The sequence below is a fragment of the Pandoraea eparura genome (genome assembly GCF_902459725.1).
Taxonomy (GTDB): domain Bacteria; phylum Pseudomonadota; class Gammaproteobacteria; order Burkholderiales; family Burkholderiaceae; genus Pandoraea; species Pandoraea eparura.
Genome location: NZ_CABPSH010000002.1, coordinates 196900 through 211125 on the forward strand (window position 1 = coordinate 196900; position 14226 = coordinate 211125).

The 14226-nt window shown below is 65.0% G+C and carries 10 protein-coding genes; all 10 read right to left on the reverse strand.

Translation table 11 applies throughout. The features are described from left to right. Positions 1-156 precede the first annotated feature (156 nt). Positions 157-1602 (reverse strand): high affinity choline transporter 1, encoded by a 1446-nt coding sequence (locus PEP31012_RS05010; protein WP_150588251.1) that lies wholly within the window; start codon positions 1600-1602, stop codon positions 157-159. 379 nt (positions 1603-1981) lie between these two features. Then, the gene (locus PEP31012_RS05015; RefSeq protein WP_246171187.1) at positions 1982-2596 is read right to left on the reverse strand and encodes a methyltransferase domain-containing protein; all 615 of its coding nucleotides are present in this window, start codon (positions 2594-2596) and stop codon (positions 1982-1984) included. A 107-nt stretch (positions 2597-2703) separates the two neighbouring features. Beyond that, positions 2704-4269, reverse strand: a complete 1566-nt coding sequence (ubiB, locus tag PEP31012_RS05020) for a ubiquinone biosynthesis regulatory protein kinase UbiB (protein ID WP_150588253.1) — start codon at positions 4267-4269, stop codon at positions 2704-2706. A gap of 3 nt (positions 4270-4272) precedes the next feature. Continuing rightward, on the reverse strand, positions 4273-4908 hold the full coding sequence (locus tag PEP31012_RS05025) for a ubiquinone biosynthesis accessory factor UbiJ (RefSeq protein WP_174978123.1): 636 nt from the start codon (positions 4906-4908) through the stop codon (positions 4273-4275). A 145-nt stretch (positions 4909-5053) separates the two neighbouring features. Next, positions 5054-6040 (reverse strand): Tim44 domain-containing protein, encoded by a 987-nt coding sequence (locus tag PEP31012_RS05030; RefSeq protein WP_150588255.1) that lies wholly within the window; start codon positions 6038-6040, stop codon positions 5054-5056. A 217-nt stretch (positions 6041-6257) separates the two neighbouring features. Continuing rightward, positions 6258-6992 carry a bifunctional demethylmenaquinone methyltransferase/2-methoxy-6-polyprenyl-1,4-benzoquinol methylase UbiE gene (gene ubiE, locus PEP31012_RS05035; RefSeq protein ID WP_150588256.1) on the reverse strand — a complete coding sequence of 245 codons (735 nt, stop codon included), beginning with the start codon at positions 6990-6992 and terminating at the stop codon, positions 6258-6260. Between the two features lie 62 nt (positions 6993-7054). Beyond that, positions 7055-7468: a gamma-butyrobetaine hydroxylase family protein gene (locus PEP31012_RS05040; protein ID WP_150588257.1), complete on the reverse strand. Its 414-nt coding sequence runs from the start codon at positions 7466-7468 to the stop codon at positions 7055-7057. Between the two features lie 79 nt (positions 7469-7547). Beyond that, positions 7548-7985, reverse strand: a complete 438-nt coding sequence (locus tag PEP31012_RS05045) for an HIT family protein (protein ID WP_174978156.1) — start codon at positions 7983-7985, stop codon at positions 7548-7550. Between the two features lie 94 nt (positions 7986-8079). Beyond that, a complete protein-coding gene (locus tag PEP31012_RS05050; RefSeq protein ID WP_150588259.1) occupies positions 8080-9771 on the reverse strand; it encodes a Na+/H+ antiporter in 1692 nt (563 codons plus the stop codon). 52 nt (positions 9772-9823) lie between these two features. Continuing rightward, positions 9824-13819 (reverse strand): DUF3683 domain-containing protein, encoded by a 3996-nt coding sequence (locus PEP31012_RS05055; protein ID WP_150588260.1) that lies wholly within the window; start codon positions 13817-13819, stop codon positions 9824-9826. Between the last annotated feature and the right edge of the window lie 407 nt (positions 13820-14226).

Genomic DNA, 14226 nt, shown 5'->3' on the forward strand with positions numbered 1-14226 from the left:
TACTTTCCGACGGAAAAAGGCGCGCAAAGCCTTGAATTATAACCGCTTCACAAGGCTTTCGGGATTTGTCCAGCGAGATATGGGGCTGCAACGCCCCAAGATCAAGGTAGCCCGTGACCGTAATCCACGTAGCGGAAGGCTTTCCGGCCCGGACCGTCAGACCGTCGACACCCGTGGCTCGGACGACGGCGTGCGCTCTGCGTTGGGTTGGAGCAGCGAGCCGACCACCATGCCGGCGATCGAGGCGGCCAGGCCCGCCAACTGCGCCGGCACCACGGCCTCGGGTGCCAGCCATTCGCAACCCATCCAGACGCCCAGGCCGAAGAGCACGGCGAGCGTGCCGCCGAGCGAACTCGAACGCTTCCAGTACAGACCGAACGCCAGCGGCACGAAGCAGCACACCAGCGTGACCTTGTACGCGCTCTCGACCATGTGGAAGATCGACGCGGTGGAGTTCAGCGCATACACCAGCACCAGCGCCGTGAAGCACAGCACGACGATACGCATCAGGCGCAGCAAGTGCTTGTCGTCGATCCGGCCACGCAGCATCGGGCGGACGATGTTCTCGGCGAAGGTCACCGACGGCGCCAGCAGCGTGGCCGATGCACAGCTCTTGATGGCCGAGAGGAGCGCACCGAAGAACATCACCTGCGCGACGACCGGAACACTAGTGAGCACCAACTGCGGCAAAATCTGTTGCGGATCGGTACCGATGTACTTCTGCACCATCGACGGGGCGATCAGCAGCGCCGAGTAGGCCAAAAAGATCGGGATGAACGTGAAGAAGAAGTACAGCACGCCGCCCGTGACCGATCCGGCGACCGCCACATTTTCCGACTTGGACGACATCACGCGCTGGAACACGTCCTGCTGCGGAATCGAGCCGAACATCATGGTGATGCCCGCGGCGATGAACGCCAGCACTTCGGCGGGATTCAGCGCCGGAAGGAACACGAACTTGCCGGCGTCCGCCGCGTGCGCGATCACCGCGCTCGCGCCGCCCGGCACCATGCCCGAGACTTGCACGGCAATGTACACAAGCCCCACGACGATGATGATCATCTGGATGAAGTCGGTGACGGCCACCGAGATCATGCCGCCGAGCAGCGTGTACGCCAGCACCGAGACCGCGCCGATGACCATGCCCATGGGCTCGGACATCGCGCCGCCGGACACCGCGTGAAACACGAGACCCAGCGCCTTGATCTGCGCGCCGACCCAGCCGAGGTACGAGATCACGATGGCGATACTCGTCACCACTTCGACCGTACGGTTGTACTTGAGCTTGTAGAAGTCGCCGATCGTCATGAGGTTCATGCGATACAGCTTGCGGGCGAAGAACATGCCAACGAGCACCAGGCACATCGACGACCCGAACGGATCCGAGACGACTCCGCGCAACCCCTCGCCGAGGAAGGTGGCGGGAATGCCGAGCACCGCTTCCGAGCCGAACCAGGTGGCAAACACCACGGCGATGACCATCCCGTAGGGCAGGCGACGGCCGGCGACGGTGAAATCCTTGGTGTTGCGGACCTTGAGGGCGGCCAACAGCCCGATGGCCACCGAAATGACCCAATACAGAATGACAAACCAGATCAGCATAACGCGGCCCCCGCCAATCCCCGGGGCGGCAGTCAGGGCGTGGCGACGTCGGTGTTGCGCGGGCCCCGGCCACCCAGAGCCGCGACGCTGCACAAGCGAACGATGCCGCGCCTTGGGCCGCAGCCTTCCGGGCAACAAGAAATCAGGTCGTGCATGACGGGGCCGATGCGATGAAGCGCTTTTGTCTGCCCGCTGTGCCACCTGGCGAAAAAATTTCGGCCGATTATAGCGGCGCAAGCGCCACGCGGGGAGGAAAAATCACGCCGGTCTTGTTCGATGACGGCAAATATCGGGAATTGCCTATCGTCTGAGGTGACGTTGCGCGCTGATGGTGCCAGCGCGCAGTCACCGTCGACACGTCGAATCGAGCATCCGACGCTCAGCGCCGACGCCAGACCATCCAGTGTTCGGCCCCGGCGAAGACCGGCACCGAGTCGTCGACCAGCCGATCCGCCTCGCAGACGAAGTCCTGACCGAGCAACGCGTTGAGGGCGTCCGGCGCGACACCGAACGGCGGGCCCTTGGGCGTTTCCTTGAGGAAGAAGAGTCCAGCCAGACGCGCGCCGTGCGGCAGCAGCTGCGCCATCCGGCGTGCGTAGTCCTGCCAGAGCGTGCGGGGCAAGGCGCAGAGAAACGCCCGCTCGTACACCACCTCGAGCGCGAACGGCGGCGCGTAGGTGAAAAAATCGGCCTGTTCGACGAGCGCAGCCTGGGGACCGAGCCGTGCCTTGGCCGCAGCGACCGCCGTTGGCGAGAAGTCGATGGCCCGCACCGGCCAGCCCTGTGCGTCGAGCCAGGCGGCCTCGTATGCCGAGCCGCAGCCCGGGATCAGCGTAGCGCGTGGGGCGCCCTCGCCCGCCACGAAGTCTCGCAGCGCCTTGGGCACCCCGGCCGCGTCCCAGGGCATGAAGGCGCTCGCAAAGCGCTCGTCCCAGAATTCCGCGCGCGACGGATCGCGATGGGAGAACGTTGGCACCGTTGGCACCGTTGGCACCGTTGGCGCCGTCGGTACACCGCCCGCCTCCGGGCGGTCATCCTCGCGCGGGGCGGCGAATGTGACGTGAGACGGTCGGACGATAGGCACCGTGGGCTCCTCTATTTTCAGAATCCGCCGTAGAGCCAGATGAACGCGGTCAACACGCCGATGGCGACACCGCCCACCAGACAGAACGCGCCCGTGAGCAGCCGATTGGTGCGGCGTTGCTCCTGCAGTAACGCGAGCAGCACGGCGTCGTCCTGAGGACGCGCGTGCGCGGCAAGCGCCTGATGGATGAGCCGCGGCAGTTGCGGCATCGTCTTGCTCCACTGCGGAATTTCGGCCTTGAGACGCTCGAGCCAGCCGCGCGGGCCGATCTGCTCGGCCATCCATCGTTCGAGGAACGGCTTGGCGGTCTTCCACAAATCCAGATCGGGGTCGAGCTGACGGCCGAGGCCTTCGATATTGAGCAGCGTCTTTTGCAGCAGCACGAGCTGCGGCTGAATCTCGACGTTGAAGCGGCGCGACGTCTGGAACAGGCGCATGAGCACCAGCCCGAGCGAGATTTCCTTGAGCGGCCGGTCGAAGTAAGGCTCGCAGACGGCGCGAATCGCCCCTTCGAGTTCTTCGACACGCGTATCCGCCGGCACCCAGCCCGACTCCAGGTGCAGCGAGGCGACCCGGTGGTAATCGCGACGGAAGAACGCGAGGAAGTTCTGCGCGAGGTAGTTCTTGTCGAATTCGGACAGCGCGCCCACGATGCCGCAGTCGAGCGCGATGTAGCGGCCGAACGTCGCGGGGTCGAGGCTGACCAGGATATTGCCCGGATGCATGTCGGCGTGAAAGAAGCCGTCGCGCAGGAACTGGGTGAAGAAGATCTCGACGCCCTCGCGCGCGAGCTTCTTGAGGTCGACACCCGCCTCGCGCAGCACCTCGATCTGGCTGATCGGCACCCCACGCATGCGCTCCATCACCAGGACCGCGCTGGAGCTGAATTCCCAATAGATTTCGGGCACCATCAGCATGCCCGAGTCGATGAAGTTGCGACGAAGCTGCGCGGCGTTGGCGGCCTCGCGCATCAGATCGAGTTCGTCGTGCAGATACTTGTCGAACTCGGCGACCACCTCGCGCGGCTTCAACCGCTTTCCGTCCGGCCACAACCGCTCGACCCAACCGGCGAGATCCCGCATGAGCGCCAGATCGCTGTCGATTACGCTGAGCATGTTCGGGCGCAGCACCTTGACCGCGACTTCCTTGCCGGCGTGCTCGCCATCGCGAACGCGGGCGAAGTGCACCTGCGCGATCGAGGCGCTCGCGACCGGCGTGCGCTCGAATTCCACAAAAACATCTTCGAGCGGATGCCCCAGCGACTTCTCGATGCTCGCACGGGCGACGTCTGGATCGAACGGCGGTACCTGATCCTGAAGACGCGCCAGTTCCTGGGCGATATCGGGCGGCATCAGGTCGCGACGCGTCGAAAGCACCTGCCCGAACTTCACGAAAATCGGCCCGAGCGATTCGAGCGCGAGGCGCAAGCGCTCTCCACGTGGGGCTTTGAGCCCGCTGCGCCCGAACGACAGCACGCGCATCAGAGCGCGTGCGAGAGGATGGGGAATGCTCGAGAGCACCAGCTCGTCGAGCCCGTATCGATAGCAGACGAAGAAGATCTTGATCAAACGCAGGAGGCGCATCGGTCAGCGGCCTCCGTGGGGGTGGGCGGTCGAGGCCGGCGCGCCGCCGCCCCCGCCCGTGCGGCGTTCGAGCTTTTCGAGGCGTTTCTCCAGCCGCGCGAGATCGTCGCGAAGCGTGCCGATGCCGGTGCGCATCGCGTCGAGCCGCCCGCGCCCGACCAGCAGCGGGTTCTCTTCCACGAGGTAATCGGCGAGCGAGCGCGCCAGCGTGCCGCCCGTGCGGCGCGCCGTGGCAACGGCCGCCTTGCCGGTCTCGGTCACCCGATGTGCCGCCGCGTCGCCGATCACCTTGCTCAGGTCTTCGGCCACCTCCCAGCGCAGGTGCTGGGCGAGATACGAAACCGTATTGGCAAATTCAGCATCGCCCTCGATCTTGACGTGCCGCATGACGGCGGCCTGACCGCCGCCCGCGAAATCGGCCAGCGCGGCCGGCGGCACCGAGATGCTGACGTCGCAAGGCAGGTCGGCATCGGCGGCGGCCAGGTAACCGTCGTCGCCCACGCGCAGACGCAGGTCGATGGCCGACATCGCCAGCCGGGCAGACGCACCGATGTGATGGCGCAGACGGTCGCGCGCCCACGGTTCTCGGGCGAGCAAGTGGTTCACGGTGGCGGCAAAGGCTTTGGCGGCTACGGTCATGAGCTTGGCGGCCGGCCGGCGAGGAGCGCCGGTCGCACCGAAAGACGCCGCCCGGCAACGATCGGCGGACGGCAAAAACAAAAGAGCCCGCGCTCTAGACGCGGGCTCTCATTGTAAGGCAGGTTACGGCAAAAACGTCGGGCGCTTAGCTCAGCTGCTGAATCCCGGCGAGCACCCAGCCACCGCTGCCGGTCACCGGCTTGGTCAGGTTCCACACCTCGTTGAACGGTTCAGCTGCGGCACCCTCGGCTTCGCGGATCAGGCCCGAGAAACGAACGCTTGCCACATACTCGACGGCCGATTCCTCGATGCCGAGCAGTTCCGCATTCAGTTGCACGACGTCCGTGCGGTTGGCCGACTTGCCGCGCTCTTCGAGGTCCATCTTGATTTCCGCGAACATCTGCGGCGTGGTGAACTCGTTGATGTCGGCCTGATCGCCCTTGTCCCAGGCGGCTTGCAGACGGTTGAAGTACACCTTGGCGCTGCGCAGGAAACCGTCGACATCGAAACCGGCCGGCACACCGAACGGCGCAGCGGCGGCGGCACCAGCAGCGGCCCCGATGGCCGGTGCGGTAGTCGACGGCGCCGGCGACGACGGTTGCGACGATTGCGACGGCGGTTGCGGCTGGCTGTCCCACGACTGACGCAGCGTGTTGTTCGAGGCGTCGTTGCCCGCCCCTGCATAGGCCGGCGTCTGGGACTGCGACTTATTGCCGCGCAAGCGACGGATGAGCCACATCACGGCAAACGCGATCAGCGCAATCACGATGACATTGGCCATCATGCTGGCGAACGCGCCGCCCAGGCCGAAGTGCGAGAGCAGTGCCGCAATGCCGAGACCGGCCGCCAGACCGGCGATCGGGCCGAGCCAGCGGTTGGCCGGCTTGGCGGCGGCCGCGCCGGCGGCACCGGCACCCGCGGCCGCCGGGGCGGCCTGCTGCGGAGCGGCGCCCGGGGTGGCCTGCGACGGTTGTTGCGGCGCCTGCTGGCGCTGCGTCACGGTGCTGGACTGCTTGCCGATGCTCCGGCCGCCGCCAACGCGCTTGGCATCGGCGTCCGCGATCGTCATGCCGACCGCCACTACGCCGGCCACCACGCCCAACAACAGCTTGTTTTTCAGGAACTGGAACATCGCTCTGGTCTCTCCGTGGAGTTTATAGGTTGCTGTCTACTGACAGGTGTCAACCGGAATGGTTCAGCACTTTTTTACGTACTGAAACCAGATGAGGCGACGGCCGATTCTGCCACAGCAAAATTAGCTTGTTCTTAGAGAAACTAGAGAAACGCCCCGGCGCGGCTTTTTTCCGCGGTCTGGGGCGTTGGGGTGCGTCAGGTAAGTGAGCGCGAACTCAGAACTTGCGTCCGATATGCAGCGCAACCACGCCTGCGGTCATGTTGTGGTACTCCACGCGCTCGAGACCGGCCTGCTCCATCAGGGTCTTGAGCGTTTCCTGGTCCGGGTGCATACGAATCGACTCGGCCAGATAGCGGTAGCTGTCGGCGTCGCCCGCGATGCGCGAACCGAGCCACGGCAGCACCTTGAACGAATAGGTGTCGTACGCCTTCTCCAGCGGCTGCCAGACTTTCGAGAACTCCAGCACCATGACCTTGCCGCCCGGCTTGATCACGCGACGCATTTCGGCGAGCGCGGCGTCCTTGTGCGTCATGTTGCGCAGACCGAACGCCACGGTGACCACATCGAAATAGTTCGACGGGAACGGCAGTTTTTCGGCGTCGCACAGCAGGGTCGGCGTGACGATGCCTGCGTCGAGCAGGCGATCGCGCCCCACGCGCAGCATCGATTCGTTGATGTCGGTGAGCCAGACTTCGCCGGTCGGGCCGGCCGCACGCGCGAACGCCTTCGAGAGGTCGCCCGTGCCGCCCGCGATGTCGAGCACCTTGAAGCCGGGGCGCACGGCGGCGCGTCCGATCGTGAAGGCCTTCCAGATCCGGTGCAGCCCGCCCGACATCAGGTCGTTCATGATGTCGTACTTGCTCGCGACCGAATGGAACACCTCGGCCACCTTGCCGGCCTTTTCCTTCTCGTCGACGGTTTCATAACCGAAGTGGGTCTGTTGGCCCATTGCAATCTCCCAAATTCATGTAAGCGGGCGCCACACGCGCACGTGTGTGCCCCGCCGGGGCCTCAATGGTGGTGACAGCCACCCGCCGCCGGCGACGACATCGGCGTGTCGCGATCGACCCCCGCTGCCGCGAGCTTGTCCAGGTATTGCTGCCACAGGGCGTCCTGACGCACGCACAGCTCGTAGAGGTAATCCCACGAATAGATGCCGGTGTCGTGTCCGTCCGAAAACACTGGGCGCACGGCGTAATTGCCGATCGGCTCCAGGCCATTCAGATCGACGTCGCGCTTGCCGGTCTGCAGCGTCTCCTGCCCCGGGCCGTGGCCGCGCACTTCCGCCGACGGCGAAAGCACGCGCAGGAATTCGAACGGCAGGCGGTAGTGTGTGCCGTCCTCGTAGCCCAGTTCCAGCACCTTCGATGTGCGATGCAGCGTCAAGGAAACGGGAATCGGCGTGTCTTTCTCCAGCCCAGCCATGGTCTTGCTCCAGAAAAATCGGTCGGTGCGCCCACATGCGACACATCGGCCGGCAGTATAGCCGCTCAGGCCCCGGCGGTCATGCCGACCATGCCGGCAAACGGTTCAATTCCGCCACGAGGGCCTCGCGCAGGGCGGGCATCCCGGCGGCACGCTTGGCGAGCACTTCCTGCGGTACCTCGCGCTGCGGCGCGCTCCAGACCGAGCCGGGGAAGTGGACGTCGTCGCGATACCGCGGAATCACATGCCAATGCACGTGCGGCACCATGTTGCCCAGACTCGCCACGTTGACCTTGTGCGGCGACATAACCGTGCGCTGGGCCGTCTCGACGGCAAACACCGCGCGCATGACATGCTCGCGCGCCGCCACGGGCAAATCGCTCATTTCGGCGACGTGGGCATGCCAGATCACGCGCGCGAAGCCCGGGTAGCCGCTCTCGTTCGCCAGCACCACGCGCAGCACCGGGTCGCGCCATATGACTTCGCCGCCCTCACCCGCGCAAAACGGACATTCCATCATGATTCTCCTCTCGTTGGCCCGCCCATCCCGGCATGCGCCGCAGACGGTTCGGATCGGTGCTGTGTCGGTGCCGTCATTGCTGTCAGTACGGTCAGAGCTTGTTGCGCTTGTGACGTTTGCCGGTGGCCGGATCGACCGGGCCGAGCGCGAGTTCGGCGAAGTCGATCTCGCCGAGCAACTCGCGCAACGTCTCGTCGTTGATGCGGTGGGTCACGCGCAATCGCGACAGTTCGCCGCGCTCGGCCTGCAGCGCCGCGGCACGCAACCGACGTTCGACTTCGACCTCACGCACCGCGCGCTCGCGCATCTCGTCGTCGGTGGCGCTCGAAGCATTCAGCGTGCGGCGATACCGCCCCATCACCCGTGCAGCGGCTTCGGCGCACACGGCAGTGTCGAGTTCGTCGCCCGACTTCGCAATGACTTTCTGCAACGACTCGACGGTGCGGATCGCCGCCTCCGACGCCGCCAGGCGCGCCTCGCCCATCTCGCGATTGCGCGGGTTCTCGAGCGGCCACCGCAAGCCGCGCAGCAGGAACGGCAGACCAAGGCTGCCGCCGATCAGCGAGAGCAGGATCACACCAGCCGCCACGAAAATCAGCAGATCTCGCCCGGGGAACGGCGCGCCGCCCGGCAGGGCCAGCGGCACCGAGAGCGCGCCGGCGAGCGTCACCGCACCTCGCACGCCCGAGAGGGCCGTCACGCCGGTAAAGCGCATGCCGGGCTTCACCGTGATTTCGCCGCGCCGCATGCCGAGAAAATACATCACCCGCCACGCCAGCCACACCCAGCAGAACCGCAGCACGATGAGCACCGCTGAAATCGCGCCGACGTAGCCCATCAACTCGCCGAGGTTGAGCAGCGTTGCCCAATGCGGCTCGCCGGGACGCAGCACGGCGCGCACGATGTCGGGCAACTGCAGACCAAGCAGCACGAACACCGCGCCGTTGAACACGAATTCGAGCATCGACCACACGCCGTTACCGAGAATGCGCGTGGCCGTTCGGGTATTGAGCAGATCGGTCGAGCTGACCGTCATACCGGCGGTGACTGCCGCGAGAATGCCCGAGAAACCAAAGTGCTCAGCCAGCAGATAGGCGGCGAACGGCAAGAGCAACAGCAGCAGCACGACGGTCGCCGGCTCTTCGGTGGATGCGGTCATCACGCGGCGATGGAACTGCGTGAACAGCCACGTCACAGCCCAGCCGGCGAGCAAGCCGCCCAGCGCGATGACGAAAAACGAGAACGTGGCGTTGCCGATGGAAAAGAGGCCCGTGGTCGCGGCCACAATGGCGAACTTGAACGCGACCAGCCCCGACGCGTCGTTCATCATCGCCTCGCCTTCGAGCACGTGCATGAGCCGCGTGGGCATCTGCAGGCGTGCGGTGAGGGCGGAGACGGCCACGGCGTCGGTCGGCGAGAGCACGCCGCCGAGCGCGAAGGCCACGGCGAGCGGAATCGACGGAATCAGCCAGTGGATGAAATAGCCCACGCCGAGCACCGTGAAAATCACGAGGCCGAGCGCCATCGAGACGATCGGCACGCGCAGGTGCCAGAACTCGCGCTTGGGCATGCGCCAGCCGTCGGCGAAGAGCAGCGGCGGGATGAACAGCAGGAAGAAAATCTCGGGATCGAGATCGATGTGCAGCCCCGCGCCCGGATAGGCGAGCGCGGCACCGACAGCGATCTGCACGAGCGGCACGGGCAGGACTTTGACGTAGCTGACCAGCACGCCGGTCAGCGCCACGACAAACAGCAGGATCAGCGCGGTAAGGACTACCTCCATACCGCCGCCATGGTCCATCGGTCACGCATCGGCCGCGTCCCCGAGCGGTGCATCAGACCAGTACGCGCTCGATGCCGCCGTGGTTCGCATCCTTGACGTAGTCCACCAGCCACTCGTCGCCCAGCACATGCTTGGCGATTTCCACGACGATGTAGTCCGCCGTGATGTCGGCGTCGTCGTTGTAGCGCGACAGCCCTTGCAGGCACGACGGGCAGCTCGTCAGAATCTTGACGTCCTCGACCTTGCCGTCCGCGCGCAGCTTCGCCGCGCCCTTGCGCATTTCCTCTTCCTTGCGGAAGCGGATCTGCGTCGAGATGTCCGGACGCGTGACCGCGAGCGTGCCCGACTCACCGCAACACCGATCGTTCTTCTCGATCTTGTAGCCGTCGTGCTCGCTGCCCATCAACTGGTTCACGAGCTTGACCGGGTCCATCGTCTTGATCGGCGTGTGGCACGGGTCGTGATACATGTAGCGCGTGCCGCTCACGCCTTCGAGCTTCACGTCCTTCTCGAGCAGGTATTCGTGGATGTCGACGATACGGCAGCCCGGGAAGATTTTCTCGAATTCATAGCCCGCGAGCTGGTCGTAGCAAGTGCCGCACGACACGACCACGGTCTTGATGTCGAGATAGTTCAGCGTGTTCGCCATGCGATGGAACAACACACGGTTGTCCGTCACAATCTTCTCGGCCTTTTCGCCCTGCCCCGAGCCGCGCTGCGGATAACCGCAGCACAGGTAGCCCGGCGGCAGCACCGTCTGCACGCCGACATGCCAGAGCATTGCCTGCGTGGCGAGTCCGACCTGCGAGAACAGGCGCTCCGAGCCGCAGCCCGGGAAATAGAACACCGCTTCCGAATCGACCGTGGTGGTCTTCGGATTGCGAATGATCGGCACGACCTTGTTGTCTTCAATGTCGAGCAGTGCGCGCGCCGTCTTCTTCGGCAGATTGCCCGGCATCTTCTTGTTGACGAAGTGAATCACTTCCTCGCGCAGCGGCGGCTTGCCCACAGTCGCAGGCGGGCGCGCCGTCTGCTTCTTCGCGAGCTTCTTGAAGATGTCCGCGCCGAAGCGCTGTGCCTTGTAGCCCCAGTCGATCATCACCTTGCGGGTGATGTTGATCGTCTCCGGGTTCGTCGCATTCAGGAAGAACATCCCGGCGGCGGCGCCCGGATTGAACTTCTTCTTGCCCATCTTGCGCAACAGGTTGCGCATGTTCATCGTCACGTCGCCGAAGTCGATCTTCACCGGGCACGGCGTCACGCACTTGTGGCAGACCGTGCAGTGATCGGCCACGTCGTTGAACTCGTCCCAGTGCTTGATCGACACCCCGCGGCGCGTCTGCTCTTCGTACAGGAACGCCTCGATGAGCAGCGACGTTGCGAGAATCTTGTTGCGCGGGCTGTAAAGCAGGTTTGCGCGCGGCACGTGCGTGGCGCACACCGGCTTGCACTTGCCGCAGCGCAGGCAGTCCTTCACGCTGTCGGCGATCGCACCGATGTCCGACTGCTGCATGATGAGCGACTCATACCCCATCAGCCCGAAGCTGGGCGTATAGGCATTGCGCAGGTCGGCCGGCAGTTCCGGCAGGTCGAGCAGCTTGCCCTTGTTGAAGCGCCCTTCCGGGTCCACGCGTTGCTTGTACGCGCGGAATTCGCCGATCTCGGCCTCCGTCAGGAACTCCAGCTTGGTGATGCCGATACCGTGTTCGCCCGAGATCACGCCATCGAGCGAGCGGGCGATGGCCATGATGCGTGCCACTGCCTTGTGCGCATCCTGGAGCATCTCGTAGTTATCCGAGTTCACCGGGATGTTCGTGTGCACGTTGCCGTCGCCCGCGTGCATGTGCAGGGCGACGAACACGCGCCCGTGCAGCACGCGCTTGTGAATCGCTTGCGCTTCCTCGAGGATCGGCTTGAACTCGCCGCCCGAGAAGATCTTGCGCAGCTCGGCGCGGATCTCCTGCTTCCACGACACACGCACCGTACGATCCTGCAGCAGGTCGATGAGACGCGTTTTCGGCTGCGCGTTCAGGCGGTCGTTGAGCGCCACGTTGAGATCGCGAATGCCGTGACGGTTGAGCAGCGGAATCGCCTCGGCCAGCGGCAGTTCGAAGTGATCGCGCAGGAACACCCAGCGCGCGCGCACGTCGCGCAGCAGCGTGAGCGCCGTCTGCACCCGGTCTTCGAGCAGCTCCGCCGACGCAATCTCGTTGGCGTCGTCCGTCTTGCCCAGCGGCAGATTGCCGGCGTCGAAGAAGGCTTCGAGCGCGTCGACCAGTTGCAGCTTGTTCTTGAGCGACAACTCGATATTGATGCGCTCGATGTGATCCGTGTACTCGCCCATGCGTGGCAGTGGGATCACCACGTCTTCATTGATCTTGAAGGCGTTGGTGTGGCGCGCGATCGCGGCGGTGCGCGAGCGGTCGAGCCAGAACTTCTTGCGGGCCTCGGCCGACACCGCGACAAAGCCTTCGCCGCTCTTGCCGTTAGCCATGCGAATGACTTCCGACGTGGCCTGTGCGACGGCGTTGTCGTCGTCGCCGACGATATCGCCGATCAGCACCATCTTCGGGAACGCATTGCGCTTCGACTTCGTGGCGTAGCCCACGGCGCGCAGATAGCGCTCGTCCAGATGCTCCAGGCCGGCCAGAATCGCACCGCCGGCGGCCGTCTGCGCGAACATGTAGTCCTTGATCTCGACGATGCTCGGAATCGCTTCCTTCGCCTGACCGAAGAACTCCAGACACACCGTGCGCGTGTGTGCGGGCATCTTGTGCAGAATCCAGCGCGCGCTCGTGATCAGACCGTCGCAGCCTTCCTTCTGGATGCCCGGCAGACCCGCGAGGAACTTGTCCGTGACGTCCTTGCCAAGGCCTTCCTTACGAAAACGCTTGCCTTCGATGTCGAGCCTTTCCGTCTTGAGCAGCACAGCGCCCGGCGCGTAGTTGCCGTCGAACCATGTCAACTCGAAGCGTGCGACCGGAATGTCGTGAATCTTGCCGAGATTGTGATCGAGACGAGTGACCTCAAGCCAATTGCCCTGCGGGTCGACCATGCGCCACCACGCGAGGTTATCGAGCGCGGTTCCCCACAGCACGGCCTTCTTGCCGCCGGCGTTCATTGCCACGTTACCGCCGATGCACGATGCGTCGATCGACGTCGGGTCGACCGCGAACACCAGACCGGCGCGCTCGGCGGCCTCGGCCACGCGACGCGTCACCACGCCGGCGCCCGAGAAAATCGTCGGCACCGGCTGGTCGACCCCCGGCAGCGCCGAATACTCGACCTCATCGAGCTGCTCGAGCTTTTCCGTGTTGATCACGGCCGAGAACGGCGTGAGCGGAATCGCGCCGCCCGTGTAGCCGGTGCCGCCTCCGCGCGGGATCACCGTCAGTCCCAGTTCGAAGCAACCCTTCACCAGCGCCGCCATTTCGGCTTCGCTGTCCGGCGTGAGCACCACGAACGGGTACTCCACGCGCCAGTCCGTCGCGTCCGTCACATGCGAAACGCGCGACAGGCCGTCGAACTTGATGTTGTCATGCGCGGTCGTGCGGCCGAGCACCTTCTTCGCGCGACGGCGCAACTCGGCCATCTTCGCGAACTCCTCGGCAAAGTCCGCCACGGCGCGTCGTGCCGCCGCTTCCAGTTGCTCGACGCGGGCGGCGCGTTCGCGGCCATTCGCATCGGCGTTCGCGGCCACATCGGCACGGCGACGCTTGTCGATCTCGTTCAGGCGGTGATCCAGCGCGTCGATCAGCAGCTTGCGGCGCTTCGGATTGTCGAGCAGGTCGTCCTGCAGATACGGATTGCGGCGCACCACCCAGATATCGCCGAGTACCTCGTAGAGCATGCGGGCCGAGCGGCCGGTGCGGCGCTCCGCGCGAAGTTCGTCGAGGATTTGCCAGGCGTCGGCGCCCAGCAGGCGGATGACGATTTCGCGGTCCGAAAACGACGTGTAGTTATAGGGGATCTCACGCAGTCGCGGCGGCTGGGCGGCGACCGCGTGCTTGGCGTCGTGCGGCTCGAAGGCGGGCAAGGGTGCGTTCATCTTGTCGGGCTCGTCAATGCGGCGGTGCATCCGCCGTCGGCGTTCGTCTCGCGAGACGCGCCGAAAGTCAAAATCGGGTAAGCGCAAGGGTTGCCGACGGCGGGCGCGATGGGTGCGCGCGCGCCGGCATCGGACGATCTGCGGTCAGCGAGATCGACGACTGCCGTGCGAACACATCGATGACGAATCGTGTCCGATCATCGAGTCAAAGCACAGGGGGGTGAGGCAGTTGGTGCGCATGCCCAGATCTTTCTTCCGGCTTGGGAAAGTGTTGGTAGGGGAATGTAGCCAGAATTGTACTTCATTGCACCGCAACACGTCGGCGCCGCCCCGAATTCGCCCCGAAGCGCGAGATTCCCCTCCTTGGCGACGCCCCGGCACGTTCACCGCCGCGTTGACCGCTCCTT

What these genes read in the sequence shown, in the direction of transcription:
- PEP31012_RS05010 (WP_150588251.1), bottom strand. Translation starts at nt 1,602, where the DNA reads ATGCTGATCTGGTTTGTCATTCTGTATTGGGTCATTTCGGTGGCCATC.
- ubiB (WP_150588253.1), bottom strand. Translation starts at nt 4,269, where the DNA reads ATGCGCCTCCTGCGTTTGATCAAGATCTTCTTCGTCTGCTATCGATAC.
- PEP31012_RS05025 (WP_174978123.1), bottom strand. Translation starts at nt 4,908, where the DNA reads ATGACCGTAGCCGCCAAAGCCTTTGCCGCCACCGTGAACCACTTGCTC.
- PEP31012_RS05030 (WP_150588255.1), bottom strand. Translation starts at nt 6,040, where the DNA reads ATGTTCCAGTTCCTGAAAAACAAGCTGTTGTTGGGCGTGGTGGCCGGC.
- ubiE (WP_150588256.1), bottom strand. Translation starts at nt 6,992, where the DNA reads ATGGGCCAACAGACCCACTTCGGTTATGAAACCGTCGACGAGAAGGAA.
- PEP31012_RS05040 (WP_150588257.1), bottom strand. Translation starts at nt 7,468, where the DNA reads ATGGCTGGGCTGGAGAAAGACACGCCGATTCCCGTTTCCTTGACGCTG.
- PEP31012_RS05045 (WP_174978156.1), bottom strand. Translation starts at nt 7,985, where the DNA reads ATGGAATGTCCGTTTTGCGCGGGTGAGGGCGGCGAAGTCATATGGCGC.
- PEP31012_RS05050 (WP_150588259.1), bottom strand. Translation starts at nt 9,771, where the DNA reads ATGGAGGTAGTCCTTACCGCGCTGATCCTGCTGTTTGTCGTGGCGCTG.
- PEP31012_RS05055 (WP_150588260.1), bottom strand. Translation starts at nt 13,819, where the DNA reads ATGAACGCACCCTTGCCCGCCTTCGAGCCGCACGACGCCAAGCACGCG.